The sequence below is a fragment of the Nocardioides sp. HB32 genome (assembly GCF_054058995.1).
Window position 1 is genome coordinate 1,110,491 of the sequence record NZ_JBSSBS010000001.1, and the last position, 26,148, is coordinate 1,136,638.

Sequence of the window (26,148 nt, forward strand, 5' to 3'; positions counted from 1 at the left end):
CGTGGTGAGCGGTCGTCACCAGACGTGGTGAGCCGCGTGGTGATCTCTTCCGGGTCGAGCTCCGGCAGCGCGAGTCGGGCGGACGTGAGACGGCCCCGGCTCCACAGGAGTGGAACCGGGGGCGCTGGTGTCGCTCCGCGTTGAGGATGGTCCGCGGCGGGTGACCCACTCAGGCGGCGCGGCGGGCGAGGAAGTGGCCGCGGGCCTTGTGCAGGCGCGGCATGAGCCCGTAGATGACGATGGGGACCGCGATGGTCGCCAGGACGAACGTCCGCAGGACCGGGTTCGTGTCCTTGAGCGACGGGCCGATGGTCAGGTTCAGCACCGTGAGGGTCGGGAAGACCGCGATCCAGATCATCAGCGCGAGCTGGTGCTTGGAGGGCGGCCCGACCGGTCGGGCCGCCCCGGCGGACGAGCTGACGTCGGCGTAGGGGGTGGGGTCGGACATGGTGAAGCTCCTTCGGAGTCGAGGGTGGAACGCCGGGCCAGCGGGGTGCTGGTCCGGACCTGCGCGCCCGGCGCCGCGTGTCTGTGGGACTGAGTCAGAGATGAGCTCGGACGAGGGGCTCAGATGATGGGGAGGCCGAGTCGGAAGTTGGTGACCGCGATGGGGAGGTCCTCGTCGACGAGGTCGTTGTTGATGGCGATGGCGGCCGCGGATCCTTCGCCGGCGGCGGTGATGACCTGAGCGCGCGGGTTCGCGGCGTTGCCGGCCGCCCACACGCCCGGGACGCTGGTTCGCCCGGTCGCGTCGACCGCGACCCACCCGGTGGTGTTGGTGGCGCAGCCGAGGTCGGTGAGCAGGATGTCGTTGGGGACGAACCGTGGGCGGACGAACACCGCTGAACGCGGCACGAAGTGTCCGTCGGCGAACTCGACGCCGGTGAGGCGGTCTTCGTCGACGACGAGTCGGGTGACCTTCTCCGGCACGAGGCCGATGGCCCGTGCGACGAGCTCTTCGCGTGCCGCGGCGCTCACGGTCTGGCCGTTGGCGAAGAACACGACGTCGTCGGACCACTGCCGAACCAGGTGGGCGTGGGCGAGCGCCTGCTCGAGCGTCTCGGTGTCGCCGTCGGCGTCTGCGAGGACGCCGAGAGGTTGGTCGCGGACCTCGTAGCCGTGGCAGTACGGGCAGTGGAGCAGATCGCGTCCCCACCGCGCCCGCACGCCGGGGACGTCCGGGATGTCGTCGCGGAGCCCGGTCGTGACAAGGACGCGACGCGTCGTCAGCGAGGAGCCGTCCGCGAGCCTGACCTCGAGCCCGCGGCGGGTGTGAGCGTTGGCGGGCGGGCAGGCGGTAATGGACGCGACCGTTCCGGGGATCAGGTGGCCGTCGTAGCCGGCGACCTCGACGCGGGCCGCGGCGAGGAGCTCGGACGGCGGGAGGCCGTCGGAGCCGATGAAGCCCTGCATGTGGGCGGCGGGTGCGTTGCGCGGCTGGCCCGCGTCGACGACTGCGACGCGCCGGCGGGCGCGGGTGAGGACCAGGGCTGCTGAGAGGCCGGCAGCGCCTCCACCGACTACCACCACGTCGTATGTGTTCATGTCACGAGAGTGACCCCGTTACAGGCTGACGACAACAGCTGTTGCTGATTCCGGGAACGGCGCGGTGCAATGTCTCCATGGCAACGACTCGGAGCGCCGCCGCCAACCCGGTTTCCTCTGTCACCTCAGGTGCCATGTCGTCGATGGCGGCGGCACTGGACCTGGTCGGTCCCCGACTGCGGCGGGTGCGTGAGCAGAGGGGTGTAACCCTGACCGAGGTTGCTCACATGACAGGCATCTCGAAGAGCACGTTGTCGCGGCTCGAGAACGGGCAGCGGCGCCCGAGCCTGGAGCTTCTGCTGCCGCTGGCGCAGGCTTACCGGGTGCCCATCGACGACTTGGTCGGCGCCCCGGAGGTGGGGGACCCGCGCATCCGGCTGAAGCCACGCAGGGTCAACGGGCGCACCGTGCTTCCGTTGACCCACCCGGGTGGCATCCAGGCGTGGAAGATCGTCATCCCGACGTCCCAGTCGGAGCCGAAGCCGCGCACTCACGACGGATTCGAATGGCTCTACGTGCTGTCCGGGCAGATGCGACTCGTCATGGGCGACCAGGACATCGTCCTGGGCGTCGGCGAGGCCGCCGAGTTCGACACCCAGGTGCCGCACTGGTTCGGCAGCACCGGCGAGGGCCCCGCCGAGGTCCTCAGCATCTTCGGGCGCCCCGGCGAACGGATGCACACCCACGCCAGCACATCCGAGTCCGCGCACTGACGCGGCGGGCGTCGAGTCGTTGGTCGGCCCCCCGCCGAGGACCCTGTTCGGGCCCTACGCTCGGGAGGGCGTCGGGTCCGACGCCCGGGAAGGGAGCCGCATGGCCGACCCTCTGATGGAGACGAAGCTGCTCCAGCCGAGTCCACGACGCGACGTCGTCGCGCGGCCTCGGCTCGTCGGCATGCTCGAGCATGTGTCCGGCTCGCCGGTCACGCTGGTCTCTGCGCCCGCCGGGTTCGGGAAGACATCGCTCCTCGCGGCCTGGATGAGCAACAAACCGGACACCTCAGCGAGCGAACACCCCGTCGCGTGGGTGTCACTCGACGGCCGGGACCGTCACGCGACGTCGTTCTGGACCTACGTCCTTATGGCCCTCGACCGGGCGGTCCCGGGCTCCGGTGATGCCGCACTCACCCTGCTGCAGTCGGGGCAGGCTTCGGTCGAGTCCGTGCTCGCCGGGGTGGTGAACGAGCTCAGCGTCCAGCCTGGCGATGTCACGCTGGTCCTCGACGACTACCACCTCGCTGACAGTGTCGAGGTCGCGGCGGGGATGACGTTCCTCGTGGACCACATGCCGCCACAACTACGGCTGGTCATCAGCACCCGCGCCGATCCCGCACTGCCGCTGTCGCGGCTGCGAGCACGCGGAGAGCTTGTGGAGATCCGTGCGTCCGACCTCCGCTTCACAGGCGACGAGGTTGCCTCCTACCTCAACGACCTCCACGGCTTCGGACTGACCGCGACCGACATGACCTCGCTGGAGGCGCGAACCGAGGGCTGGGTGGCGGCGCTCCAGCTCGCCGCCATCTCGCTGCGCGACCGCGACGACCAGTCCGCCTTCATCGCCGGGTTCGCCGGCGATGACCGCTTCGTCGTCGACTACCTCGCCGACGAGGTCCTCAGCCGCCAACCCGACCACGTACGCCGCTTCCTGCTCGACACCTCCATCCTCGCGCGACTCACCGGACCGCTCTGCGACGCGGTCAGCCCTCCTCCACCTGCAGGTGGGCGCAGCGGCAAGGCGATGCTCGACCTGCTGGACCGGGAGAATCTGTTCCTCGTTCCGCTCGACGGGCGCCGCACCTGGTACCGATACCACCACCTGTTCGGCGACGTGCTCCAGTCCCACCTGCTCGAGGAACGGCCCGGCGACGTGCCCGAGCTGCACCGGCGAGCCGCCGACTGGTACGCCGAAGCCGGCCACGTCGAGGCCGCAGTCCGGCACGCGCTGGAGGCCGGTGACCTCGACCGGACAGCGGATCTCATCGAGAGCTCCTTTCGAGCCCTGGGTCGCGATCGGCGCGAGGACCTCCTGAGCCGGTGGGCGCACCGGCTGCCAGACGAGGTGCTGAGCAACCGGCCGGTCCTCGCGATCGCACTCATCGGCGGGCTGATGTCGAGCAACCAGTTCGAGGGCGTGGACCAGCGCCTCGACCACGTCGAGAACCTGCTCGGCAAGGCGGAGGCGGACCTCGTGGTCGTCGACCACGGCGAGCTCGCCCGGGTCCCCGCCGCGGTTGAGATGTACCGGGCGGCGCTCGCGCTCCTCGGGGGCGACCCGCCTGCTGCCATTGCCCGCGCGCAACGCGCGATCGACGTCGCCGTTGACGGCGACGACCTCGCGGTCGGGGCAGCAGCGGCGCTGTCCGGCCTGGCGTCCTGGTCGACCGGGGACATCGCATCAGCGCACGCGAGCTATGCGCGGTCCATCCCGGCCCTGACCCGGGCCGGACACATCGCGGACGTGTTGGGCTGCTCCATCGCGATGGCGGACATGGAACTGCGCCTGGGCCGGCTCCGCGACGCCGAACAGACTTTCGCCCACGCGCTCGGGCTGGCCGAGGCCAACACCCCGCCCGGGGCCAGTGTCATGCGGGGCACCGCCGACATGCTGGTCGGCCTGAGCCGGATGGCCTGGTACCGCAACGACCTGGTCGCCGCTGCCGAGTACCTGCGTCGTTCCGACGAGCTCGGCGAGTCAGGAGCACTTCCACAGAACCCGTACCGGTGGCGAGTCGGGATGGCCCGACTGCGGGCCGCCGAGGGTGACCTGGGCGCAGCCCTCGAGCTTCTCGAGGAGGCCGAGCGGGTCTACGTCGGCGACTACTCCCCGAACGTGCAACCGGTCCACGCGTCCCGCGCGCGTGTGCTCGCCGCCAGTGGCGACCTGGCCGGTGCACGTGCGTGGGCGCGTGACCTCGGGGTCGCGGTGGACGACGAGCTGTCCTACTTCCGCGAGTACGAGCACATCACCCTCGCCCGGGTGCTGCTGGCAGAGCACGCCGCCACCGGGTCCCCGGTGCCCCTGGACGCCGCGATTGCCCTCCTGGGCCGTCTCGTTGCCGCAGCTGCCGACGGCGGCCGGGTCGGGTCGGTCATCGAGCTCGAGGTGCTCCGAGCCATCGCATACGACGGGACCGGGGAACGGGGCGCGGCGCTCGAGGCGCTTCGTCACGCGGTCAACCTCGCCGAAGCCGACGGCTGGGTCCGGGTCTTCGTCGACGCCGCGTCCGCCCTGACGCCGCTGCTTCGCGAGCTCTCGACCGCCCAAGCCGAGCCCGGATACGTCCAGGTGCTGCTGAATGCCGTGATGGCCGGTAGTGCCGCGAGCGCGATGGCCCGCGGCGCCGGCTCCCAGGCTGCGCCGTCGCCCGAACCAGCGGCGCCTGTCGAACCTGGGGTGGGGCTGGTGGACCCGTTGAGCGACCGCGAGCTTGACGTGCTTCGACTGCTCGGTTCAGACCTCGACGGGCCCGCCATCGCACGCCAGCTCGTCGTGTCCCTGAACACGGTCCGCACCCACACCAAGCACATCTACACCAAGCTCGGCGTCAACAACCGGCGCGCCGCGATCAGCCGTGCCCACCAGCTCGGCCTACTGGGGCGCTCCGGGGCCCGCTGACACTCGTGGACGTGGCTGCGTGGCTCCGCTGCCAGGGGTTGCTGCGAATGTCGGGGCCGCGGCTGATTGCGCGCGAGGAGGGGGCTGGAAGCCCTTCGTGATCAACCAGATGGCTGGTACCAGCGCTTCGAGGAGGCCGCCGGGCACGAGGAGTGCCTGTCACACCCCGGCGTCCATGTCGAGGATGCCGAGAAGGTCCAGGGGCACGCCGACAGCAAGCCGGGTGTAACCCACGAGTCCGCGGTGTTGCCGAAAGTGGGAACACCGGCCTTGAGGCTCTGGGCTCACGCGGGCGGCAAAGGTCACCACCCAGGTCACCACATGATGTGACGACCACTCACCGCTCCCGCTCCTAGCTTGCGGTATCAGGACGACTTCAGCTGTCGCTGGAACCGTCAGGACCAGCAAGAGGAGCACTCCCGTGAACACCCCACCCGTTGGCCACCACGAGCCCGGTCTGTACGAGATCCGCCTCGAAGGGCGTCTACACGAACGGTGGTTGGCGTGGTTCGACGGCATGACTCTCACCAGCGTCCCGAACCCGAGTCGGGACAGCGAGGCAAGCGCTGGGCAGGGCGTCATCACGGTCCTACGCGGCCCCGTGGCAGACCAGGCCGCCCTGCACGGCATGCTCGCCCGACTTCGCGACTTCGGGATGCCTCTCATCTCGATTGCCCGAATCGACCCAGGCCCAGCGGACAACACTGGGGACGTCGCCGGTGGTGACCGATGAACTCCGCCGCGATACCGGACCCGGCCCGCAGCACCATGTCAGGGGTTCGAGCCCGACCCCAGGCGAGCTGGCTGGTACCGGTCGCGCTCGTCGCGGTGAGCGCCATCCCGCTCACCGCAGGCACGCTGCGCCTCATCCAGCTGGCTGGCGGCCCCGCCGTCATCCCTGCGGACGCACGGTTCAGCGGCTTCCCGGTCGCGCTCGTCGTTCACATCGCCGCCGCCGCTGTCTTCGCTTTGGGCAGCGTCCTCCAGCTCGTGCCTCGGTTCCGACGAAAGCACCTGACCTGGCACCGGCGTTCAGGACACGTCCTCGCCGTGGCCGGTCTGATGGTCGCGGGGTCGGCGCTGTGGATGACGCTGATGTACGCCCGGAAGCCCGGCACCGGGGATGTCCTCTACGCGCTGCGGCTGCTGTTCGTCTCCGCAATGGTGGCCGCCATCGTTCTCGGCGTACGGGCCGCCCGAGCGCGCAACATTCCTGCCCATCGTGCCTGGATGATTCGCGCCTACGCCATCGCCCTCGCAGCCGGGACCCAGGTGTTCACAGAACCGCTGGGCGGCGCGCTGTTCGGCACCGGAAACGTCCGAGACGACCTCGCAAAGGGCGCCGGCTGGGTCATCAACCTCGCCGTCGCCGAGTGGGCCATCCGCTGCCAACCTCGACGCTCGTCAAGCAGACGACTTCGGCAGCCCAACCGCCTACGCGCTCGCGGGAGCACCGGCATGAGCACGACAACAGGCACGGCAACCCCAGCGACGACCAACCGCGGCGGGAGCACCGCGAACGAACCGCTGGCGGCCGCCCTGACTCGGACCATCCGCACCGATCGGCTCGCGCTCCGACCCTCGACTCTCGGCGACACCGTCGGCTACGCGCTCCTCGCCGACGACTGGCAGCCGCAAGCCGTAGCCCTCACCTACCCAGGAGATCTCCATGACCAGCACAACCACCGGCTCAACCACCGGCCCAACCGTCGGCATGACCAGTCGCCCAACTGAGGTCGTTCCCGCCTCCCGCTTGTCCGTGCGTCGCTTGAACGTGATGCGGGCCGGCTACCTCTTCATGGGCCTTGGGCTCGTGGTGGTGAAGTGGCCACTGCTTCCAGATGCGCACACGCTCCCGTTGTACGAGGGCGTCACCGTATGCGTTCTCACCGCGATGTCGCTGTTCGCGCTCCTGGGCGTGCGCTACCCGGCCAAGCTCCTCCCACTGCTCCTGCTGGAGACGACCTGGAAGGTCCTGTGGCTGTCCGTGGTCGCACTCCCAACGGCCATTGCCGGCGACCTGGACGCCGCGACCACCACGGTTCTCGTCAACTGCTCGTTCGTGGTCGTCATCGCGGCCGTCATCCCTTGGCGCTACGCCTGGCGTCGCTACATGGTCGAGAAGGGCGAGCCCTGGCGAACGACCTCAGGTGGAGCAAGGCTGGACGAGTGACGACGTCCTGCGTGCTGTTGGACGACTACCGAGGGTGCGACGACATTCGCCGAGTGGTCGACGCTCGACGGCATCGAGGCGACCACGGTCCGAGGGCATCGCGGCCTGGCAGGCCGAGCAGCCCGCGATCTCCTCGACTGTCACGCCGAACAGATCCGCGTACCCGAGATCGGGAAGCTCGACCTCTGGGAGAGCGGATTCCGAAGGCCGTGCGGCCTCCGGCTCGGACGCTCCTCTCGTCATCCGAAGTGGTTCCGTTCCGCGATCCACGGATCGTCCATGAGGTCCGGCTCTTCGCCGGGTACCAGGGACATGCCCTCGTCGGTCAATGTGTACTGATGCTCGGATGCTGCCGCCGCGTCGCCCTCGGAGCCCGGATGGGAAGCGGCCCCGCGTGGTAACGGGAGCGGTGACGGGAGATGCGGTCGGATCGACTGGGGCAGCAGGTCCAACGGACGGTCGCCGTGTCGACGACACCGACACCGACGTGCGGGGGGACAGGCGCGGCGGGCGGCGCGTCACGTGTGCCCGGTATCTCCGCCAATGTGGGGACGGGCCGGCCTCGAGATCGGGTCGTCCGCCTCTCGCACCTGTATGCGCCGCCGTGAGGCGGACGACCCGGCCGCCAGCGTCCGACGGTGGTCGGACATCAGTGCATGTGCAGGTGGCCGCCGCCAACGGCGTGGTCGGCGGGCATGCGGACGGCAGCGAAGACGGCGACGCCGGCTGCCATGACGGCCGCTCCGATGAATCCGGCCGAGAAGGCATCGGCTGCGCCCGCGGCGGTGGTGAGGATTCCCGCCGATGTCGCGACGGCGGACAGGATGGCGACCCCCAACGCTGAACCGAGCTCGTGGCCGGTCATCAAGAACCCGGACGCGACACCGGCGTGTGACGCCGGGATCCCGGTCATCGACGTCACGGTGACAGGGACGAACACCATCCCGATCCCGAACCCGAGGAGAACCAGGCCGGGAAGGATGCCAGTGGCGAGCTCAGAGGTGGCGTCGGCGGCGGAGAGCCATCCGGAGGCGAGCACGGCGATGAGCAGCCCGACCGTGGCGATGCCCCGCGGAGAGACGTGGTTGAGCAGGTGTCGGGCGACGACCGTGCCGATGGTGAGCGCGGCCGCGAAGGGCAGGAACACGAGCCCGGTCTGGAGGGCGGAGTAGCCGAGGACGGTCTGCAGGAAGATCGAGGTCAGGAACACGGCGCCCACCAAGATGGCGGAGACGCCGAGCATGACGGCGGTACCGGACACGAGGGGCTTGAGCTTCCAGATGTGGGGCGGGAACAGCGGCTTCGCGGGGCGACCTCTCCACGCGGTGCCCACGCTGGGAGACGGCCCGATCGACGAACCGCAACATCGGGCTGCTTCTCTTCGACCAGGTCGAGGAGCTCGACGCTGTCGGCCCGTGGGAGGTCCTCGCCTGTTGGACCCTCCTTCACCCCGAGGACGGGTGGGCCGTTGCCACCATGAGCCTCGACGGCACCCCCGTCACTGGCGCGAAGGGCCTGAGCATCGGAGCCCAGCGTTCGTTCGAGAACGCGCCGCACCTCGACGTCCTCATTCACCCGGGTGGCGAGGGCACGTACAGGCTCCAGCAGGACGCGGAACACCTCGACTGGGTCCGCTCACGAAGAGGAACGACCTCGCTGATGACGTCGGTGTCCACGGGAAGCCTGGTGTACGCCGCTGCCGGCCTCCTGACGAACAGGCGGGCAACGACCCACTGGGCGTCACTCAACCTGCTGTCCGAGCTCGATCCGACGGTCCGAACCGACGTCGACGCCCGCTTCGTCGACGACGGCGATCTCATCACCAGTGCGGGGGTCTCTGCCGGCATCGACATGGCGCTCCACCTCGTCGCACGCCTCGCCGGACGTGACCGTGCGCGCGAGGTGCGCCGAGGCATCCAGTACGACCCTCGGCCGCCGATCTGAGGCAGCGGGCCTAGTTGAGTCGTCCGAGTGCCGTGAAAAGCGCCCTGTTGTTCAGATGGTGATCGCGACCTTGCCCCGGACCTTCCCGGCCGCGAGGTGGCCCATCGCCTCCGGGACCTGGTCGAGCCGGTAGGTCCGGTCGATGCTCGGGGTGACCTGGCCGGCGTCGATGAACGTCGTGAGCCGGTCGAGGTCGCTGGCCCGTTCCTTGTTGATGAAGTTCGCGAACCGCTGTCTGACGAATCGCGAGAGCACGAGCGCGCGCAGGGTGCGATTCATGCCCCCGGTCAGGTCCCCACCGTCCTCACCGCCCACGATCACGGCCGTGCCGGTCGGCGTGAGCGCCCGGCGCAGCCGCCGCAGCCCCGGGTTCCCCGCGATGTCGAGGACCAGGTCGTACTGCCCGCTGTCTGCGAAGTCCTCGCGCGTGTAGTCGATGACGTGGTCTGCGCCGAGTGAGCGGACCAGGTCGAGCTTCCCGCTGCTTGCGACAGCGGTGACCTCCGCCTCGAGTGCCTTGGCGAGCTGGACTGCGTAGCTGCCGACGCCGCCGGACGCGCCGATGACCAGCACCCGCTGCCCCGGCTCGAGACGGCCGTGGTCGGTCAGTGCCTGGAGGGCGGTCGCTGCCGAGACCGGTACGACGGCGGCCTGCTCGAACGACAGGATCGTCGGCTTGGGGGCGAGCCTGTCCGCGCGGACCACGGCGTACTCCGCGAACGACCCGCGGCCGACGCCGTACACCTCGTCCCCGACCTGGAACCGGCTCACGCCGGACCCGACGGCGGCGACCGTGCCGGCCAGGTCACGCCCGGGCACCCGGTCCTTGGGTCCTCGGAAGCCGAGGCCGGCGACCCGCATCAGGTAGGGCTTGCCGGTCATCAGGTGCCAGGTGCCGCGGTCCAGCCCAGCCGCGTGCACCCGAACCAATACCTCCTGGTCGCCGACCTCCGGGCGAGCGATGTTCTCCAGCCGGAGGACGGCAGCGGTCCCGTACCGGTCCTGGACCACGGCCCGCATCTGGTCGTCGGCGGCTGCGCACCCTCCTCCGGCTGATGGGGCGACTGCTGTCCGAGCTCGGGGTGTGCGGTTCATGACGGTCCTCGTGTCGATGGGTTTCGTACTTAGTACGGCACGCTATCGTACTATGTACGAAAGCGCTATGGGCGCCGGCGACGCGAAGGGATACGCACCTGATGGCTGACGGTTCGAGCGAGGAAGCCGGGGAGCGACCGCGGCTGAACCGGGAGCGCGTCCTGGAGGGCGCGATGGCGGTTGCCGACGCGGGCGGTATCGACGCGCTGACGATTCGTTCCCTTGCCCAGCACCTGGGCGTGAAGCCGATGTCGGTGTACCACTACGTCGCCAACAAGGACGAGATCCTCGACGGCATCGTCGACCTCGTGTTCAGCGAGATCGAGCTGCCGGCGGCCGGCGGCGAGTGGCGTACCGAGATCCGTCGACGGGCGGACTCGGCCCGCTCCATCCTGCGAGTCCACCCGTGGGCCATCGGGCTGATGGAGTCACGGACCAGTCCCGGTCCGGCGACGCTGCGGCACCACGACGCCGTGATCGCGACCTTGCGGGGTGCAGGGTTCTCACCGGCCCTGACGGCGCACGCCTACGCGCTGCTCGACAGCTACGTGTACGGGTTCGCACTCCAGGAGGCCGGGCTGCCGTTCGACGGTGCCGACTCCGTTGGCGACGTGGCTGAGCCGATCATGGAGCGGTTCAAGACCGGCGAGTACCCCCACCTGGTGGAGATGGCCACCGGCTACTACCTGCGGCCCGGCTACGACTTCGGTGACGAATTCGCCTGGGGACTCGAGCTCATCCTCGACGGGCTCGTGCGGCGCCAGTGACGGCCCCGGCCTTCGCGGCCGCCGCGCGCTCGCCGACCGCACTTTCCAGCCGGCGAGACTCCCGGGTCCTGTACCGCATCTTGAGCATGCCGTGACGTGGGCCCAGGGCCTACGTTCGCCGAGAGGAGCTCAGGAGGTCTCGTCATGCGTCGATTCCGATCACTCGTATCCGCTGGCGTCCTGGTCCTGGGCACCCTGGTCGCGGCGACCCCGACGTTGATGGCCGGGCCCGCTGCGCACGCCACCGCGCCCGGGGCGGACGGCCGGATCGCGTTCGTACGGGCCAACCAGATCTACACGATGACCGCGACCGGGAAGGGCATCGTGAAGCTGACGTCCGCGGGCAAGAACTACCGGCCCGAGTGGTCACCAGACGGGCGACGCATCGCCTACATCCACGAGGTCAACGGGCGACGGGCGGTGTGGGTGATGACCGCGACCGGCAGCGGCAAGCGCGCCGTCACCGCCCCCGGCACGGTCGCCTCATCAGGAGTCACCTGGTCACCCGACGGGCGGACGATCGCGTACGGCGGGTCCGCGACCGCGAACCCCGACCCCGCCAGCGCGTTGATGCTGGTCCCGTCCACCGGCCGCAACGCGGTCCCGCGGGTGGTCACCGGCTACGGCACGGGCGGGTACTGCGATGAGAACCCCCCGCTGCGCTCGGACTCCTTCTTCGTCTACGACTACCTCGCCTGGTCCCCGGAAGTCGCGGGCCGCTCCCAGATCGCCGTCAAGACCAACGACTGCTACTACGACTGGGCGATCTCCATGTACCACCCTGACACCGGCGAGTTCGCGCAGGTCATGCAGTCGGGTGCCGACTCCTCGGGCTACCTGATGTGGACCGACCTGTTCTTCGGACCCACCGGCCAGTTCGGCTACACCGAGCAGGACCGCGGCGACTTCACCGGGGTGATGGGGCCACGTCTGATCGTCTACCCGGGGTTCGCGTCCCGCCACGGCGACACCGGTGGCTCGCCGTCGCCGTCAGGGCGATTCATGGCGTTCACCAACAACGCCTCCGGCACGGCGTACGTCATGCGAGCCGACGTCGACGGCACCCGCCGCCAGCGGCTCACCGTCGGCTACCAGCCCGACTGGGGAGTCAGGGTCCCGTAGCGGTGCGGCGGCCGGGTCAGGCCGCCGGACTGCTGTGTCCAGCTGAGCTGGTGGGCCGCTGGAGCCGCCTGAGCCGTGAGCAGCACCACGCCTGAGTTCGGTCATGACCCGTCACGGATCGGCGCCTTGTGCGTTGTGCCGAATGGGAGCGGGACCACGGGGGGTCCTCGTTCCGTCACCTACAGGAGAGAGACGTTGAACGCGAGATTCTCACGTCCCGTCCACCTCACCAGCCGCGTCCTGAGCGGCCTGATCGTCGGTGCCGCTCTGGGCGTGATGCTGGCCGTCGTGCTGCTCACGCGCCTCGATGCCATCAGCACCGGTCCGCAGGAGCCGAGCCCGACCACGTCGTCCGACCCGGTGCGCCAGGCGATCGAGCGGCATCACTGCTCGACGCGCGGGTTCGGCTCAGGGGCGATCCCGTCCTCGGCGCTGATCCGCACCGCCGCCGGCGATCTGTTGCTGGTGTCGTTCGACAGGGGTTGGAAGGTCTACCAGGACCGCCAGCACGCGGCGGATCTGGTCGCAGTCTGTCTCGACGACCTGCCGCCGGGCGTCGCCGAGCGGCGTCCGTGAGGTGCCGCCGGTCCAGCGGTCCTGAGGTGACCGCGCGTCGCAACGTCACCGGCATGATCCGGACGGGCAGCGCCTCCGTCTCACCGACGCTCGCCGAGGGCGGGAGCCAGCGTCGCCTGCTCGGCGCGACACCGGTCCTGTTGGGCGCCCACCGCCGTCACGGACGCCCGTAGCAGCTCGAGGACATCCTCGCGGGTCCGGTCCGGAGCGTCGTTCCAGTGGGTCAGGTCGAGTACGTGCAGCGTGCGGGCGGGCGGGCCGGGGCACCAGCGCACCGGCTGGTCGCGGACCTCCTTGAGCGTGTGCCAGAGCAGGTCCAGTGCTCGTTGCACCGGCTGCGAGCGCACGGCACGGGGACCTCCGCCCGCCTGCACGACGGCGCCGACCAGGCAGGCGCCGGTCACCGGATGGTCGGCGACCAGGCCGATGCCGGCGCCGGTCAGGACCCGGGTCCGGCCGCCGACGTCGACGGAGAACCAGGCACCCTGCACCCAGCCCCTGCCGACGACATCACCGGCGTCCTCGAGCACACCGCGGACCAGGTGCAGCTGGCCGAGCTGGGCCGACAGCGCGTCGATGCGGCAGATCCGCCGTCGTACCGCCCGTCGGTCACGTGCCGCCAGCCGGAACCCCCGGCTACTCGCGGTAACCCGGTCGGTCCGGCCGGTCCGGTCAGTCGCCTCGATCCGGTCGGGCCGGTCGGTCCGGTCGGTCGTTGTCTGTGTCATCAGAGCACCTCCTCCGACGCTGCGGATGCCACATCTCCACTCTGATCCGCCCAGCCGGTCCTGACAACCACCCGCACGAGCCGCGATCTCCCGTCGAGTGACGCGAGGTGGCTGCTTTCCAGCCTGATTTCCAGCCAGTTCACGTCACTCGACGGTGAATGCGAGGCCCGGCTGTCACGCCTGCGTCGCCCCGCCATCATCGCGACTGATGAGATTTCCGGTCGCGGATGGTTTGCTCCGGGGCAGGCATTGGTAACGTGTGCCTCGCAGAAGGTGCAAGTTCCAGCAGGTCTGACGCCCGCGGAGTTTGTGATCCAACGGCGTTTCTTCTTTCGTGGGCTCACGCAAAGTCGGAGCGACGTGTCACCACCGCATCTGATGCGGACCGTCGAAGTGGCGGTTCTCGCCCCGACTAAGGAGTATCGAGCACATGGCTCAGGGCACTGTTAAGTGGTTCAACGCGGAGAAGGGTTTCGGCTTCATCGCGCAGGAGGACGGCGGCGACGACGTCTTCGTTCACTACTCGGCGATCCAGTCCCAGGGGTACAAGTCCCTGGACGAGAACCAGAAGGTCGAGTTCGACGTCACGCAGGGCCCCAAGGGCCCGCAGGCGGAGAACGTTCGCGCCATCTGATCGCGGAGAGCTCTCGGGCCTGCTGACCTGAGACTTCAGCAAGAGGCTTCACCCTTCGGGGTGGGGCCTCTTGTGCGTCCCGCGCTTCCATGTGGGGGATGTCGCATGGCCCGGACGGGCCAAATCCGGGTGCCGGGCGTTTGGTACCCGTGACCGTCGGGCAACGTTTTCGTTAGCGAGGAGGTTCTGCCGGCATGCACATGAGGAGTGATGAGGTGCACGATCAGTTCGACGTGACCCTCGAGGACTCCGACCTCCTCGGGGAGGTGGAGCTCACCACCAACCTGATCATCGCGGCGAGCGAGTCCGACGACCACCTCTCCGAAGGACAGATCGACCAGATCCTCGGGGTCGTCCCGGAGCCTCGTCAGGAGGCGTGAGACCCGTCCCCTATACCCCTCCCGGGTATGCTGGAGGAATGGCGGATCACCAGCACGGCTACATCCACCGCAAGGACGACTACCTCAAGCGGCTGCGGCGTATCGAGGGCCAGGCTCGTGGCCTGCAGCGCATGGTCGAGGACGAGAAGTACTGCATCGACATCCTCACCCAGGTCGCCGCGATGACGAAGGCCCTCCAGGCCGTCTCGATCGGCCTGCTCGAGGAGCACATGAACCACTGCGTGGTCGACGCCGCCCGCGCGGGCGATGACGAGGCGCGCGCCAAGGTCGCCGAGGCGGTCGACGCGATCTCCCGGCTGGTGAGGAGCTGACCGCGGTCAGCAGGTCGCGAAGAGGACCGGTCCGGTCGACAGGTCCGAGAGCACGTAGCTGCCCTGCGTGGGCCGCAGGTCGAGCGTGACGACGTTGCCGTCGGCGGTCGCCGAGGCGACCGAGAACCGGTCGGCGAAGTCGCCGCCCTGGCCGGGCGCCGGGCCGCTGGCCAGCGCCGCGCGGCTGTCGGCGTTCGTCCGTGCCTGGTCGTCGCTCTCGAAGGCCATCGCCACCCGGACGTGACCGCCCGGCTGGACCGACATGGCGAAGCCGTCGATCGGGTTGACCTCCCCCGCCTGCGTGATCAGGTGCTCCGCCTCCTGCTCGTCCGACCGGTCGGCGTGGCTCATGGCCAGCGCCGAGCAGGTATAGGGCCCGTCGTAGATCGACGCCGTCAGTGGCTCGCCGGACGCCGCGACCGCGTCCTGCACGCCGTCGGGCAGGGCGCTGTCGCCGAGCGAGCCGACGACCTCCTCGAGGTACGCCTCGTTGTCGCTGGTGAGGACCAGGTGCTCGGCAGCGTCCAGCGCGACGTACTGCAGCTCGGGGGTCAGGTCCGCCCCGATGGTCGGCAGCAGCGCGTCGCCGCCGAGCCAGACCTCGCCGTCGGTCTCCCCGGTCGCGGGCCGGGTGAAGCCGCCGTGGGCGAGGTCGTCGCCGACCGCGCCGAGGTCGGCGTCGTCGGGCATCCGGACGATGACCACCGCACCCTGCTCGGACTGGCTGAACAGCTCCCACTCGGCGGTCGCGGGGGAGAAGCCGAAGCGCGCCTGGAGCACCTTCGCGGACTGCACCAGCGCCGACGTCGAGGTCAGGTCCCGGTCGAACCCGTCGTCGAGGAACGACTGCAGCTCCGAGCCGGACGACGACGCATCCAGGTGCGCCCCGAGGGCGGAGCGCACGGCCGCCCAGTCGGTCCAGGAGAGGCGCTCGGCGTCGGCCGGCGCGTACGCCGTGGCTCGCTCGAGCTCGGTCCGGTCGCGGTCCTGCCACCAGCGCAGGCCGACGACGGCCACCACGGCCACCAGCGCCACCGCCAGGGCGACCACGATCGTGATCGTCAGGCGTCTGCGCACCGTGTGAGACTAGCCGCATGCCCGCGAAGGACGTCCTCGCTGCCGGTGCCGTGGTCTTCCGCCCGGGCAAGCGCGTGCTCCTCGTCCACCGGCCGCGGTACGACGACTGGTCGTTCCCCAAGGGCAAGCTCGACCCCGGCGAGCACGTGACGTCCGCTGCGGTGCGGGAGGTCGCCGAGGAGACCGGGTTGCACGTCCGGCTCGGGCCGACGCTGCCGGGGCAGCGCTACCCGGTGGCCGGCGGCCGGATGAAGGCGGTGTCGTACTGGGTCGGCCGGGTGGTCGGCTCCGACGACGTGAGCGGCTACCGCCCCAACGACGAGATCGACCACGTCGAGTGGGTGCCGTACGCCGAGGCGTGCAAGCGGCTGAGCTACGAGCACGACCTGGACACGCTGCGCACGGCGTACCCCAGGCGCCGCAAGACGCACGCGTTCATCGTCCTGCGGCACGCCGACGCCAGGTCCCGCAAGGCGTGGCGCCGCCAGGACGACCGGCTCCGCCCGCTGCTCCAGGCGGGGCGGCAGCAGGCGCAGCGGCTGATCCCGGTGCTGGCGGCGTACGACGTCACGCGGCTCGTGAGCTCGAGCAGCACCCGCTGCGTGGAGACCCTGGGCCCGTACTCCGACGTGACCGGCTGGAAGCTCGAGCTCGACGACGGCCTCAGCGAGGAGGACGCGACCGCCCACGGCGTCCTCACCATCACCGACGACCTCTCCCAGCGCGACGAGGGGGTCGTCGTCTGCAGCCACCGCCCGGTGCTCCCGGCGGTGTTCGACGCGCTCGGCCTCGAGGACGCCAAGCTCGACCCCGGCGGCCTGCTCGTCGCCCACCTCCGCAAGGGCAAGGTCGTCGCGACCGAGGTGCACCAGATCCACTGACGTCAAGGGTCCCGACCCTTGTTCACGTGATGGCCGTCTCAGCACCGACACGGTGTCGCTGAGTGGGCGGTTCGAGTTCACCGCCCGTTCACCGTCGACCCCGGAGCCGTCCACCTGCGCTCCCTAACTTCGCTAGCGACAGAGCATCACACGAAGAACTCAGGGAGCTCCGAAGTGATCCGCACTTCCATCCGCCGGGCCGTGGTGCCCGGCATCGCCGTCCTCGCCCTCGTCCTCACCGGCTGCGGTGCCAGCAACGAGACCGACGGCGGCACCGTTGGCGGCGACACCGGCAGCGCCACGGGCCTCAGTGGCGAGCTCGCCGGTGGCGGCTCGAGCGCCCAGGACTCCGCCCAGCAGGCGTGGCGCGCCGGCTTCCAGTCCGACAACCCCGACGCCACCATCACCTACGACCCGGTCGGCTCGGGCGGCGGCCGCGAGAGCTTCAACTCCGGCGCCTACGCGTTCGCCGGGTCCGACTCCTACCTCACCGACGACGACGGCGAGCTGAGCGCGGCCAAGAAGCAGTGCGGCGACGAGGACCCGGTCGAGGTCCCGGCGTACGTCAGCCCGATCGCGGTGGTCCTCAACCTGCCGGGCGTCGACACGCTCGACCTCGACGCCGAGACGCTCGCGAAGATCTTCGACGGCAAGATCACCACGTGGAACGACCCGGCGATCGCGGGCCAGAACCACGACGCCGACCTCCCCGACACGGCGATCTCGCCGGTCCACCGGTCCGACGACTCGGGCACCACGCAGAACTTCACCGACTACCTCAACAAGGCCGGCGGCGGCGCCTGGTCCTACGACCCCGACGGCGTGTGGCCGATCAAGGGCGGCGAGGCCGCCGAGGGCACCTCGGGTCTCGTGGCCGCGGTCAAGGGCGGCGAGGGCACCATCGGGTACGCCGACGAGAGCCAGGCCCAGGGCCTCGGCATCGCCTCGGTCAAGGTCGGTGACGAGTACGTCGCGCCGTCCGCCGAGGGTGCCGCCAAGGCGCTCGCGGTCTCGAAGCCGGCGCCGACTGCGACGGCCACGATGCTGACCTACGACATCGACCGCACCACGACCGAGTCGGGTGCCTACCCGGTGCTGCTGGCGTCGTACCTGATCGCCTGCCAGCACTACGACGACGCCAACGAGGCGGACCTGGTCAGCGGCTTCCTCTCCTACATCGTCTCGGACGCGGGTCAGCAGGCTGCGGCGCAGCAGGCCGGCTCCGCCCCGCTCGACGCGTCGATCGCCACGAAGGCGCAGGAGATCGTCGGCGCGATCTCGGCCAGCTGACGGATGCCGCGTGCTCTCATCCACTGAAGCAACGGGAAAGCCGGTCGTCCGCCTGGGCGACCGGCTCTTCTCGGGCACTGCCCGCCTCGCCGCGATGCTCATCATGGTCGCGCTCGCCGGCGTGGCCGTCTTCCTCGTCGTCGAGGGGCTGCCCGGGCTCAGCGCTCCCGCGGACATCTACCGCCCCGCCGACGACTTCTGGTCGTACGTCGGCCCGCTGGTCTGGGGCACCGTGCTGGCCGCGGTCGTGGCGCTGGTGATCGCGATCCCGTTCTCGGTCGGGCTCGCGCTGTTCATCTCGCACTACGCGCCGCCGCGGATCGCCGGCCCGATCGCCTATGTGATCGACCTGCTCGCCGCGATCCCGTCGGTCGTCTACGGCCTCTGGGGCGGCCTCGCGCTCGCCCACTGGATGACGCCCTCGATCAACTGGCTGTACGACAACCTGGGCTTCATCCCGTTCTTCGCCGGCCCGCCGTCGGTGACGGGCCGGACCATGCTGACGGCAGGCATCGTGCTGTCGATCATGGTCATCCCGATCACCACCGCGATCTCGCGGGAGGTGTTCGCCCAGACCCCGCGCCTGCACGAGGAGGCGGCGATGGCGCTCGGCGCCACCCGCTGGGAGACGATCCGGCTCGCGGTGTTCCCCTACGCCAAGTCCGGCGTCGTCTCGGGCGTGATGCTCGGCCTCGGGCGCGCGCTGGGCGAGACGATGGCCGTCGCGATGGTCCTCTCCGCGACGCCGGTCGTGACGCTGAACCTGATCTCGAACAGCAACCCCGCCACCATCGCCTCGAACATCGCGGCGAACTACAAGGAGGCGACCCCGGACCGGCAGTCGCTGCTGATCGCCACCGGTCTCGTGCTGTTCATCGTCACCTTCGTGGTCAACTTCATCGCGCGGCTGATCGTCGCGCGCAGCGAGCGGAACGTGACGCGATGACGACGACTCCCCTCGACCACGACTTCGAGTCGGTCACCGTCGGGCTCGTCCAGCCGCAGCTGCCGCGCTGGGCCGCCGTCCTCATCGGCGCGATGGCGCTGGCCGTCGCCGGCCTGCTCACGATGGTGATGGGCTGGAGCATCGTCGGGGGCGCCATCCTCGCCGGCCTCCTGTTCGTCATCGGCATGCCGACCTGGTCGCGCGTGGTCGAGGGCGGCCGCGCCGCGGCCGACCGGTTCGCGACGTGCCTGGTGTGGGGCGCGTTCGTCGCCGTGCTGGTCCCGCTGATCTGGCTGGTCTGGCTGGTGCTCAAGAACGGCCTCGGCGCGATCAGCCTGTCGTTCCTCAACGAGTCGATGCGCGGCGTCGTCGGCGAGGGCGGCGGCATCTACCACGCGCTGATGGGCACGCTGCTGGTCACGCTGGCGGCGACCGTCATCTCGGTGCCGATCGGCCTGTTCACCGCGATCTACCTGGTCGAGTACGGCAAGGGCAGCCGGCTCGCCCGGGTGACGACGTTCCTGGTCGACGTGATGACCGGCATCCCGTCGATCGTCGCCGGGCTCTTCGCGCTCGCCCTGCTGGTGCTGGTCTTCGGGCCGGCGATCCGGATCGGCTTCGGTGGCTCGATCGCCCTGGCTCTGCTGATGATCCCGACCGTCGTGCGCTCGGCCGAGGAGATGCTGCGGCTGGTGCCGAGCGACCTCCGCGAGGCGTCGTACGCCCTGGGCGTGCCGAAGTGGCGGACCATCGTGAAGGTGGTCATGCCGACCGCGTTCGGCGGGATCGTGACCGGCATCGTCCTGGCGATCTCGCGGGTGATCGGCGAGACCGCGCCGCTGCTGATCGTGGCGGGCGCCACCGACTCGGTGAACGTGAACCTGTTCAACGGCCGGATGATGACGCTGCCCGTCTACATCTTCAGCCAGTACAGCTCGCCCGGGGTGCCGGCCTTCGGCACCGACGGGCCGCCGCCGGGCTACGCCCGCGCCTGGGGTGCGGCGCTGGTGCTGATCGGGATCGTGATGATCCTCAACCTCGCCGCCCGGATCCTGCAGAAGATCTACGCCCCCAAGTCCGACCGGCGCCGCTGAGCGCACCGAAGAGAGAATCACATGGCCAAGAGCATCGACGTCTCCGACCTCGACATCTACTACGGCGACTTCAAGGCCGTCGAGGGCGTCAACATGACCATCCGCGCGAAGGCGGTCACCGCGTTCATCGGCCCGTCCGGCTGCGGCAAGTCGACGTTCCTCCGCGCGCTGAACCGGATGCACGAGGTGATCCCCGGCGCCCGCGTCGAGGGCAAGGTCATCGTCTCGGGGCAGTCGCTGTACGAGCCCGGCATCGACCCGGTCGCCGTACGCCGGCAGATCGGCATGGTCTTCCAGCGCCCGAACCCGTTCCCGACGATGTCGATCTACGAGAACGTCCTGGCCGGCATGCGGCTGAACTCCAAGAAGATCTCGAAGTCCGACGCCGACGCGATCGTCGAGCGCTCGCTCCAGGGCGCGAACCTGTGGACCGAGGTCAAGGACCGGCTCAGCAAGCCCGGCATGGGCCTGTCCGGAGGTCAGCAGCAGCGCCTCTGCATCGCCCGCGCGATCGCGGTCTCGCCCGAGGTCCTGCTGATGGACGAGCCCTGCTCCGCCCTGGACCCGATCTCCACCTCCGCCATCGAGGACCTGATCCACGAGCTCAAGTCCGAGTACACGATCGTGATCGTCACCCACAACATGCAGCAGGCCGCCCGCGTCTCCGACGACACCGGCTTCTTCAACCTCAAGGCCACCGGCGAGCCCGGCCACCTCGTCGAGTTCAACCCCACCAACAAGATGTTCACCAACCCGGACGAGGAGTCCACCGAGGCCTACATCTCGGGTCGCTTCGGGTGAGTCGATCGCGGTAGTCCCTGACCAAAGTGCTGTGGATCGGGCCCGCTGACGACATTTTCGCCAGGGACTAGCCCGAATCCGGGGTGGCCTGTGGAGGACGATCCGAGCCCCACAGGAAACCGGGAAGAGTCCCGGCATGGATCTCTCGGGGGTGACGCGGCGGGTGGTGGTCCCGCTGCCCGTCGACCCCCAGGGACTGCGTGGGCCGCGACCCGGCGCGGCACGCGGCCCACGGTGGCGGGCGTCTAGCCACGGCTTCCGCGTGCCCTCCTCCGTGGACGGGTCGACGGTCGACCAGCGGGTGGTGGAGGCAGCGGCCGCGCTGCCGCAGGAGTGGGGCGGCGTGACCGGCTGGGCCGCACTGGGATGGATGGGCTCGACCTGGTTCGACGGCACGCCTTGGGGAGGCGGCCGGACGCGACCGGTGACGCTGGCCATCGGCGGCAATCGCTGGTCCCGGCAGCAACGGTTCTTCGCGACCAGCGAGGAGCGACTCGCGCCGAGGGACCTGGTCATGGTCGACGGGGTCCGGGTGACGACCGCGGTGCGGTCGACGTGGTTCGAGATGCGCTACGCCCGGGATGCGCGCGATGCGGCGATCGCGCTGTCGATGGCGTGCTTCCACGATGCGGTGTCGATCGACGAGGTCCTGGCGTACGGCGCGAACCTTCGCGGGTGGACGGGGATGCCGAAGGCACGAGAGGCGATCCCGCTGGCGACGGAGAACGCCTGGTCGCCGCGCGAGGTCGGCATGGGGCACGTGTGGGTGCTGGACGCCGAGCTCCCGCCGCCTCTCTACAACGTCCCCGTGTTCGATCTCGAGGGCAACCACATCGGGACGCCCGATCTGCTCGATCCTCGGTCGGGCGTCTTCGGACAGTACGACGGTGCGCTCCACCTCACCCGCTCCCGCCGGGAGAAGGACGTCGACCGCGACGAGGCCTTCCGATCGCACGGGCTGGAGGGAGCCATCATGGTGGCGGGTGACGTCGCGGACCCGACGGCGTTCATCCGCCGGCTGAAGGCTGCGTACGACCGAGCCGCGGACCGGCCTCCGCACCACCGTCGCTGGACCGTCGAGCGACCTGAGGGATGGATCGAGACCACGACGGTCGCGGGCCGCCGGGCGCTCAGCTCGGCCCTGCGGGCCCGCCTGCTCGCGCACCGGATCGCCTGACCTCGGGGGTAGTCCCTGACGAAAATGTCGTGAAGGGACCCCGCGGAGAGCATTTCGGGCAGGGACTACCCCCGGCCGGACGACCAGAGACCTACTGACCGATCGCGGCGTGCAGCACCTCGTAGCAGGCGGCGGCGACGAGGCCGGCCATCGGGAAGGTGAGGACCCAGGCGGCGACGATCGAGCGGGCGACACCCCAGCGGACGGCGGAGAAGCGCTTGGTGGCGCCGGCGCCCATGATCGCGGAGGTGATGGTGTGGGTGGTGGAGATCGGGGCGTGGAAGACGAACGCCGTGGTGTACAGCACGCCCGCGCCTACCGACTCCGCAGCGAAGCCACGGGCGGGGTCGAGGTGGATGATCCGGCGGCCGAGGGTGCGCATGATCCGCCAGCCACCGGAGTAGGTGCCGAGCGAGATCGCGCTGGCGGCCGCCACGATGACCCAGAGCGGGAGGTTCTCCTGCGGGTTGCCCGCCGAGTCGACGTAGTAGCCCGCGGTGGTCAGCGCCAGGAAGATGACACCCATCGTCTTCTGCGCGTCCTGCAGTCCGTGCCCGAGCGCGAGCGCCGCCGCGGAGACGGTCTGGGAGGCGCGGAACCCGCGGTAGACGCGGTGCTGGTTCCGGTGCCGGAAGATCCACATGATGGCGAGCATCACGACGAACGCCGCGCCGAAGCCGAAGATCGGCGAGAGCACCATCGGGGTCAGCACCTTGTCGATGATCGTCGGCCAGTTCACGCTCGCCCCGGAGGCCGAGCCCGCGGCGAGCGCCGCGCCGACCAGGCCACCGATGAGCGCGTGCGAGGAGGACGACGGCAGGCCGAAGTACCAGGTGATGAGGTTCCACGTGATCGCGCCCAGCAGCCCGGCCAGTACGACGACCAGCCCGTGGTCGCCCGCGGGTGTGGAGATGACCTCGGCGACGGTGTGGGCCACCTTCTGGCCGAGCAGCGCGCCGACGAAGTTCATCACCGCGGCGAGCGTCAGCGCGATCCGCGGCGTCAGCGCCCGGGTGGAGACGGAGGTGGCGATGGCGTTCGCCGCGTCGTGGAAACCGTTCGTGTAGTCGAAGCAGAGGGCGACGACGACTACCGCGATGACGATCGCGAGGTCCATGCGGTCAGGACTCCTTGACCGCGATCTGCTCCACGATGTTGGCGACCTTCTCGAACGCGTCGATCGCCTCCTCGAGAGACTCGACGATGTCCTTCAGCTTGAGCACCTCGATGGTCTTGAACTCACCGCTGAAGAGCTTGGCGAGGGTACGCCGGTGGTTCTTGTCGCCGGCGTTCTCCAGCCGGTTGATCTCGATCCAGTACTCCTCGAGCGACTGCATCGCCTGCAGGTTCGGCATCGCGGCCGCGGTCAGCTCGGCGCACCGCTGGAGCACCTCGACCTGGGTCGACAGCTCCGGGGGCAGCACCTTGACCTCGTACAGCAGGATCAGGTCGACGACCTCGTCCATCATGTCCATCACGTCGTCGAGACCGGAGCCCAGCGCGTAGATGTCCTCGCGGTCGAACGGCGTCACGAACGTCGTGTTGACCTTGCGGATCAGCTCGTGGGTCGTCTCGTCGGCGATGTGCTCGGCCTCGCGCATGCGGCGTGCCACGTCCTGGTGGTCGGCCGTCTCGCTGAGCATCTCCGCCAACAGGGCGGCACCCAGCACGAGGTGCTGGGCAGCCCTGGTGAAGAGGTCGTAGAAGGACGTGTCGACGGGCCGGATTCGCAAACCCACGGATAACTCCTGAGGAGGAGGAAGAGAACGCGCAACAGACTAGGGGGTGGCGTGCGGGATCGTGCAAGTCAGGGCGCGCCTAACGGCGCCGGCGCTGCCGCTCGATCAGCCGCTCGTGCAGGTGCACCTGGCCGCCGTTCCGCGTCCAGCCGCCCTCGCTGTCGAGCTCCCAGGCGTTCGTGCCCGGGTCGAAGGCCAGGTCGAGCAGGCCGCCGACCGCCGCGATCTCGTCCTCGCCCGGCAGCCGCACCAGGACCTCCACGCGCCGGTCCAGGTTGCGGTGCATCATGTCCGCCGACCCGATCCAGGCCTCGGGCTCGCCGCCGTTGTCGAACCAGAAGATCCGGCTGTGCTCGAGGAACCGGCCCAGCACCGAGCGCACCGCGATCGTCTCCGACAGGCCGGGTACGCCGGGGCGCAGCGCACAGATGCCGCGCACCAGCAGCTCCACCGGTACGCCGGCCTGCGACGCCAGGTACAGCGCGTCGATGATCGCCTCGTCGACCACGGAGTTCGCCTTCAGGCGGATCCGCGCGGGCTGGCCGTTCTGGTGGTGGGCGATCTCCCGGTGGATCCGCTCGACGAGCCCGTCGCGGATCGAGTCCGGCGCGACCAGGAGCTCGTCGTACGTCGCGTTCCGCGACCACCCGGACAGGTTGTTGAACAGGTGGGCGACGTCCTCGCCGATCCGCTGGTTGACGGTGATCAGCCCGAGGTCCTCATAGAGCCGCGAGGTCTTCGGGTTGTAGTTGCCGGTGCCGATGTGGGTGTAGCGGCGGATGCCGTCCGGCTCGTCGCGCACCACCATCGAGAGCTTGCAGTGGGTCTTCAGGCCGACCAGGCCGTACACCACGTGGCAGCCGGCCTGCTCGAGCTTGCGCGCCCAGCGGATGTTCGCCTGCTCGTCGAACCGCGCCTTGATCTCCACGATCACCAGCACCTGCTTGCCGGCCTCGGCCGCGTCGATCAGGGCGTCGATGATCGGGGAGTCACCCGAGGTGCGGTACAGCGTCTGCTTGATCGCGAGCACGTGCGGGTCGGCCGCTGCCTGCTCGAGGAACCGCTGCACGCTGGTGGCGAAGGAGTCGTACGGGTGGTGCAGGAGCACGTCATGGCGCCGGGCGGCCTTGAACACGTCGACGGGAGCGGCGGACTCGACCTCGGCCAGCCGCTCGTGGGTCGTCGGCAGGTACGCCGGGTACTTCAGGTCCTGCCGCGGCAGGTCGGCGATGTTGTGCAGTCCGCGCAGGTCCAGCGGCCCGCGGAGCTTGAACACCTCCTCCTCCGAGACGCCGAGCTCGGAGATGAGCAGCTCGAGCACCTGCGGCGCGATCGACTCCTCGACCTCGAGCCGGACCGGCGGGCCGAACCGGCGCCGCAGCAGCTCCTTCTCGAGCGCGGCGAGGAGGTTCTCGGCGTCGTCCTCCTCGACCTCGAGGTCCTCGTTGCGGGTGACCCGGAAGGTGTGCACCTCGAGCACCTCCATGCCCGGGAACAGCCGCTTGAGGTGCTCGCCGATCACGTCCTCCAGCGGCACGAACCGCTGGTTGCCGACCGGCACGAACCGCTCGAAGATCGGCGGCACCTTGACCCGCGCGAAGTGGTCCTTGCCGGTGCGCGGGTTCCGCAGCAGCACCGCGAGGTTGAGCGACAGCCCGGAGATGTAGGGGAACGGGTGCGCGGGGTCGACGGCCAGCGGCGTCAGCACGGGGAAGACCCGGTCGCGGAACAGCCGCTTGGACTGCTTCTGCTCCTCGCGGTCCAGGTCGTCCCAGCGCACCAGCTCGATGCCCGCCTCCGACAGCGCGGGCACGATGTCGTCGCGGAACACCCGCGCCTGCCGCTCGGACAGCTCGCGCGTGGTGGACCAGATCAGCTCCAGCACCTCGGTCGGCATCAGGCCGGACGCAGCGGGTACGGCGACCCCGGCCGCGATCCGGCGCTTGAGGCCGGCCACGCGCACCATGAAGAACTCGTCGAGGTTGCTGGTGAAGATCGCCAGGAACCGGGTCCGCTCCAGCAGCGGCAGCTGGGGGTCCTCGGCCAGCTCGAGCACCCGCTGGTTGAAGCGCAGCCAGGACAGCTCCCGGTCCAGGAACCGGTCCTCGAACTTCTCGACCGCCTTCAGCGCTTCGTGGTCCGGCACGTACGGCGGCTCGACGTCGAACGTCTCCTCGGGCACGCCCTCGCCGTGGACGGACGTCGACGGCAGGCTCTCGAGGGACATGCCTC

At 69.8% G+C, this 26,148-nt stretch carries 26 protein-coding genes and 1 pseudogene; 18 read left to right on the forward strand and 9 right to left on the reverse strand.

What is annotated here, in order from left to right:
- Nucleotides 1-169 precede the first annotated feature (169 nt).
- Together ACVW2K_RS05620 and ACVW2K_RS05625 are read right to left on the reverse strand one after the other, a co-directional pair.
- Complete coding sequence (locus tag ACVW2K_RS05620; protein ID WP_028636606.1) at nucleotides 170-448, reverse strand: hypothetical protein; 279 nt, start codon at nucleotides 446-448, stop codon at nucleotides 170-172.
- A gap of 119 nt (nucleotides 449-567) precedes the next feature.
- A complete protein-coding gene (locus tag ACVW2K_RS05625; RefSeq protein WP_457201843.1) occupies nucleotides 568-1,545 on the reverse strand; it encodes an NAD(P)/FAD-dependent oxidoreductase in 978 nt (325 codons plus the stop codon).
- Between the two features lie 77 nt (nucleotides 1,546-1,622).
- On the opposite strand from ACVW2K_RS05625, the gene ACVW2K_RS05630 reads away from it, so the two are divergent.
- The 5 genes from ACVW2K_RS05630 (at nucleotide 1,623) to ACVW2K_RS05650 (ending at nucleotide 7,333) form a co-directional block, all read left to right on the forward strand.
- Nucleotides 1,623-2,258 (forward strand): helix-turn-helix domain-containing protein, encoded by a 636-nt coding sequence (locus ACVW2K_RS05630; protein ID WP_331279515.1) that lies wholly within the window; start codon nucleotides 1,623-1,625, stop codon nucleotides 2,256-2,258.
- Between the two features lie 100 nt (nucleotides 2,259-2,358).
- Nucleotides 2,359-5,160, forward strand: a complete 2,802-nt coding sequence (locus ACVW2K_RS05635; RefSeq protein ID WP_457201844.1) for a LuxR C-terminal-related transcriptional regulator — start codon at nucleotides 2,359-2,361, stop codon at nucleotides 5,158-5,160.
- Nucleotides 5,161-5,581: 421 nt separating this feature from the next.
- Nucleotides 5,582-5,893 (forward strand): hypothetical protein, encoded by a 312-nt coding sequence (locus ACVW2K_RS05640; RefSeq protein WP_457201845.1) that lies wholly within the window; start codon nucleotides 5,582-5,584, stop codon nucleotides 5,891-5,893.
- Between the two features lie 95 nt (nucleotides 5,894-5,988).
- Complete coding sequence (locus ACVW2K_RS05645; RefSeq protein ID WP_457201846.1) at nucleotides 5,989-6,894, forward strand: DUF2306 domain-containing protein; 906 nt, start codon at nucleotides 5,989-5,991, stop codon at nucleotides 6,892-6,894.
- On the forward strand, nucleotides 6,830-7,333 hold the full coding sequence (locus ACVW2K_RS05650) for a hypothetical protein (RefSeq protein ID WP_457201847.1): 504 nt from the start codon (nucleotides 6,830-6,832) through the stop codon (nucleotides 7,331-7,333). The genes ACVW2K_RS05645 and ACVW2K_RS05650 overlap by 65 nt, the downstream gene beginning before the upstream one ends.
- 649 nt (nucleotides 7,334-7,982) lie before the next feature.
- Here the strand turns inward: ACVW2K_RS05650 and ACVW2K_RS05655 are convergent.
- Nucleotides 7,983-8,708, reverse strand: a pseudogene (locus tag ACVW2K_RS05655) (MFS transporter); the annotation flags it as partial.
- On the opposite strand from ACVW2K_RS05655, the gene ACVW2K_RS05660 reads away from it, so the two are divergent.
- On the forward strand, nucleotides 8,705-9,277 hold the full coding sequence (locus ACVW2K_RS05660) for a DJ-1/PfpI family protein (protein WP_457204049.1): 573 nt from the start codon (nucleotides 8,705-8,707) through the stop codon (nucleotides 9,275-9,277). The pseudogene ACVW2K_RS05655 and the gene ACVW2K_RS05660 sit on opposite strands and share 4 nt — an antisense overlap.
- A 51-nt stretch (nucleotides 9,278-9,328) precedes the next feature.
- On the opposite strand, the gene ACVW2K_RS05665 is transcribed toward ACVW2K_RS05660, so the two are convergent.
- Nucleotides 9,329-10,297 (reverse strand): NAD(P)-dependent alcohol dehydrogenase, encoded by a 969-nt coding sequence (locus ACVW2K_RS05665; RefSeq protein WP_457201848.1) that lies wholly within the window; start codon nucleotides 10,295-10,297, stop codon nucleotides 9,329-9,331.
- Between the two features lie 176 nt (nucleotides 10,298-10,473).
- Here ACVW2K_RS05665 and ACVW2K_RS05670 point away from each other — a divergent pair, with 176 nt between their 5' ends.
- The 3 genes from ACVW2K_RS05670 to ACVW2K_RS05680 all read left to right on the forward strand — a co-directional run bounded on the left by ACVW2K_RS05670 (nucleotide 10,474) and on the right by ACVW2K_RS05680 (nucleotide 12,837).
- Entirely contained in the window at nucleotides 10,474-11,139 is a 666-nt protein-coding gene (locus tag ACVW2K_RS05670; protein ID WP_457201849.1) for a TetR/AcrR family transcriptional regulator, read from the forward strand.
- 144 nt (nucleotides 11,140-11,283) lie between these two features.
- The gene (locus ACVW2K_RS05675) at nucleotides 11,284-12,261 is read left to right on the forward strand and encodes a hypothetical protein (RefSeq protein WP_457201850.1); all 978 of its coding nucleotides are present in this window, start codon (nucleotides 11,284-11,286) and stop codon (nucleotides 12,259-12,261) included.
- Between the two features lie 276 nt (nucleotides 12,262-12,537).
- Complete coding sequence (locus ACVW2K_RS05680) at nucleotides 12,538-12,837, forward strand: hypothetical protein (protein WP_457201851.1); 300 nt, start codon at nucleotides 12,538-12,540, stop codon at nucleotides 12,835-12,837.
- Between the two features lie 80 nt (nucleotides 12,838-12,917).
- On the opposite strand, the gene ACVW2K_RS05685 is transcribed toward ACVW2K_RS05680, so the two are convergent.
- Nucleotides 12,918-13,565 carry a DUF6197 family protein gene (locus tag ACVW2K_RS05685; RefSeq protein ID WP_457201852.1) on the reverse strand — a complete coding sequence of 216 codons (648 nt, stop codon included), beginning with the start codon at nucleotides 13,563-13,565 and terminating at the stop codon, nucleotides 12,918-12,920.
- A gap of 430 nt (nucleotides 13,566-13,995) precedes the next feature.
- On the opposite strand from ACVW2K_RS05685, the gene cspE reads away from it, so the two are divergent.
- The 3 genes from cspE (at nucleotide 13,996) to ACVW2K_RS05700 (ending at nucleotide 14,911) form a co-directional block, all read left to right on the forward strand.
- Nucleotides 13,996-14,199, forward strand: coding sequence for a transcription antiterminator/RNA stability regulator CspE (gene cspE, locus ACVW2K_RS05690; RefSeq protein ID WP_028636594.1), 204 nt, complete (start codon nucleotides 13,996-13,998; stop codon nucleotides 14,197-14,199).
- A 215-nt stretch (nucleotides 14,200-14,414) separates the two neighbouring features.
- A complete protein-coding gene (locus ACVW2K_RS05695) occupies nucleotides 14,415-14,579 on the forward strand; it encodes a hypothetical protein (RefSeq protein ID WP_231496148.1) in 165 nt (54 codons plus the stop codon).
- A gap of 38 nt (nucleotides 14,580-14,617) precedes the next feature.
- Nucleotides 14,618-14,911 (forward strand): metal-sensitive transcriptional regulator, encoded by a 294-nt coding sequence (locus ACVW2K_RS05700; RefSeq protein ID WP_028636592.1) that lies wholly within the window; start codon nucleotides 14,618-14,620, stop codon nucleotides 14,909-14,911.
- 6 nt (nucleotides 14,912-14,917) lie between these two features.
- Here the strand turns inward: ACVW2K_RS05700 and ACVW2K_RS05705 are convergent, their stop codons facing one another.
- Entirely contained in the window at nucleotides 14,918-15,988 is a 1,071-nt protein-coding gene (locus tag ACVW2K_RS05705; protein ID WP_457201853.1) for a hypothetical protein, read from the reverse strand.
- 17 nt (nucleotides 15,989-16,005) lie between these two features.
- On the opposite strand from ACVW2K_RS05705, the gene ACVW2K_RS05710 reads away from it, so the two are divergent.
- From ACVW2K_RS05710 to ACVW2K_RS05735, 6 genes are all read left to right on the forward strand, one after another.
- Nucleotides 16,006-16,869: an NUDIX hydrolase gene (locus ACVW2K_RS05710; RefSeq protein WP_457201854.1), complete on the forward strand. Its 864-nt coding sequence runs from the start codon at nucleotides 16,006-16,008 to the stop codon at nucleotides 16,867-16,869.
- Nucleotides 16,870-17,043: 174 nt separating this feature from the next.
- On the forward strand, nucleotides 17,044-18,159 hold the full coding sequence (gene pstS, locus ACVW2K_RS05715) for a phosphate ABC transporter substrate-binding protein PstS (protein ID WP_457201855.1): 1,116 nt from the start codon (nucleotides 17,044-17,046) through the stop codon (nucleotides 18,157-18,159).
- A 10-nt stretch (nucleotides 18,160-18,169) separates the two neighbouring features.
- Nucleotides 18,170-19,105 (forward strand): phosphate ABC transporter permease subunit PstC, encoded by a 936-nt coding sequence (gene pstC / locus ACVW2K_RS05720; RefSeq protein ID WP_028636588.1) that lies wholly within the window; start codon nucleotides 18,170-18,172, stop codon nucleotides 19,103-19,105.
- Nucleotides 19,102-20,199 carry a phosphate ABC transporter permease PstA gene (gene pstA, locus ACVW2K_RS05725; protein ID WP_457201856.1) on the forward strand — a complete coding sequence of 366 codons (1,098 nt, stop codon included), beginning with the start codon at nucleotides 19,102-19,104 and terminating at the stop codon, nucleotides 20,197-20,199. The genes pstC and pstA overlap by 4 nt, the downstream gene beginning before the upstream one ends.
- A gap of 21 nt (nucleotides 20,200-20,220) precedes the next feature.
- Nucleotides 20,221-21,000 carry a phosphate ABC transporter ATP-binding protein PstB gene (pstB, locus tag ACVW2K_RS05730; RefSeq protein WP_028636586.1) on the forward strand — a complete coding sequence of 260 codons (780 nt, stop codon included), beginning with the start codon at nucleotides 20,221-20,223 and terminating at the stop codon, nucleotides 20,998-21,000.
- A 262-nt stretch (nucleotides 21,001-21,262) separates the two neighbouring features.
- Nucleotides 21,263-22,177, forward strand: coding sequence for a hypothetical protein (locus ACVW2K_RS05735; RefSeq protein ID WP_457201857.1), 915 nt, complete (start codon nucleotides 21,263-21,265; stop codon nucleotides 22,175-22,177).
- A 91-nt stretch (nucleotides 22,178-22,268) separates the two neighbouring features.
- On the opposite strand, the gene ACVW2K_RS05740 is transcribed toward ACVW2K_RS05735, so the two are convergent.
- The 3 genes from ACVW2K_RS05740 to ACVW2K_RS05750 all read right to left on the reverse strand — a co-directional run bounded on the left by ACVW2K_RS05740 (nucleotide 22,269) and on the right by ACVW2K_RS05750 (nucleotide 26,143).
- Entirely contained in the window at nucleotides 22,269-23,294 is a 1,026-nt protein-coding gene (locus ACVW2K_RS05740; RefSeq protein ID WP_457201858.1) for an anion permease, read from the reverse strand.
- Nucleotides 23,295-23,298: 4 nt separating this feature from the next.
- Nucleotides 23,299-23,916: a DUF47 domain-containing protein gene (locus ACVW2K_RS05745; protein ID WP_028636584.1), complete on the reverse strand. Its 618-nt coding sequence runs from the start codon at nucleotides 23,914-23,916 to the stop codon at nucleotides 23,299-23,301.
- A gap of 79 nt (nucleotides 23,917-23,995) precedes the next feature.
- Nucleotides 23,996-26,143: an RNA degradosome polyphosphate kinase gene (locus tag ACVW2K_RS05750; RefSeq protein WP_457201859.1), complete on the reverse strand. Its 2,148-nt coding sequence runs from the start codon at nucleotides 26,141-26,143 to the stop codon at nucleotides 23,996-23,998.
- Nucleotides 26,144-26,148: the final 5 nt, after the last annotated feature.

Bases quoted from the DNA above. Each gene is read 5' to 3' on its own strand.
- ACVW2K_RS05620 (WP_028636606.1), bottom strand. From the start codon at position 448: ATGTCCGACCCCACCCCCTACGCCGACGTCAGCTCGTCCGCCGGGGCG.
- ACVW2K_RS05625 (WP_457201843.1), bottom strand. From the start codon at position 1,545: ATGAACACATACGACGTGGTGGTAGTCGGTGGAGGCGCTGCCGGCCTC.
- ACVW2K_RS05630 (WP_331279515.1), top strand. From the start codon at position 1,623: ATGGCAACGACTCGGAGCGCCGCCGCCAACCCGGTTTCCTCTGTCACC.
- ACVW2K_RS05635 (WP_457201844.1), top strand. From the start codon at position 2,359: ATGGCCGACCCTCTGATGGAGACGAAGCTGCTCCAGCCGAGTCCACGA.
- ACVW2K_RS05650 (WP_457201847.1), top strand. From the start codon at position 6,830: ATGACCAGCACAACCACCGGCTCAACCACCGGCCCAACCGTCGGCATG.
- ACVW2K_RS05665 (WP_457201848.1), bottom strand. From the start codon at position 10,297: ATGCGGGCCGTGGTCCAGGACCGGTACGGGACCGCTGCCGTCCTCCGG.
- ACVW2K_RS05670 (WP_457201849.1), top strand. From the start codon at position 10,474: ATGGCTGACGGTTCGAGCGAGGAAGCCGGGGAGCGACCGCGGCTGAAC.
- ACVW2K_RS05675 (WP_457201850.1), top strand. From the start codon at position 11,284: ATGCGTCGATTCCGATCACTCGTATCCGCTGGCGTCCTGGTCCTGGGC.
- ACVW2K_RS05680 (WP_457201851.1), top strand. From the start codon at position 12,538: ATGCTGGCCGTCGTGCTGCTCACGCGCCTCGATGCCATCAGCACCGGT.
- ACVW2K_RS05685 (WP_457201852.1), bottom strand. From the start codon at position 13,565: ATGACACAGACAACGACCGACCGGACCGACCGGCCCGACCGGATCGAG.
- cspE (WP_028636594.1), top strand. From the start codon at position 13,996: ATGGCTCAGGGCACTGTTAAGTGGTTCAACGCGGAGAAGGGTTTCGGC.
- ACVW2K_RS05700 (WP_028636592.1), top strand. From the start codon at position 14,618: ATGGCGGATCACCAGCACGGCTACATCCACCGCAAGGACGACTACCTC.
- ACVW2K_RS05710 (WP_457201854.1), top strand. From the start codon at position 16,006: ATGCCCGCGAAGGACGTCCTCGCTGCCGGTGCCGTGGTCTTCCGCCCG.
- pstA (WP_457201856.1), top strand. From the start codon at position 19,102: ATGACGACGACTCCCCTCGACCACGACTTCGAGTCGGTCACCGTCGGG.
- pstB (WP_028636586.1), top strand. From the start codon at position 20,221: ATGGCCAAGAGCATCGACGTCTCCGACCTCGACATCTACTACGGCGAC.
- ACVW2K_RS05740 (WP_457201858.1), bottom strand. From the start codon at position 23,294: ATGGACCTCGCGATCGTCATCGCGGTAGTCGTCGTCGCCCTCTGCTTC.
- ACVW2K_RS05750 (WP_457201859.1), bottom strand. From the start codon at position 26,143: ATGTCCCTCGAGAGCCTGCCGTCGACGTCCGTCCACGGCGAGGGCGTG.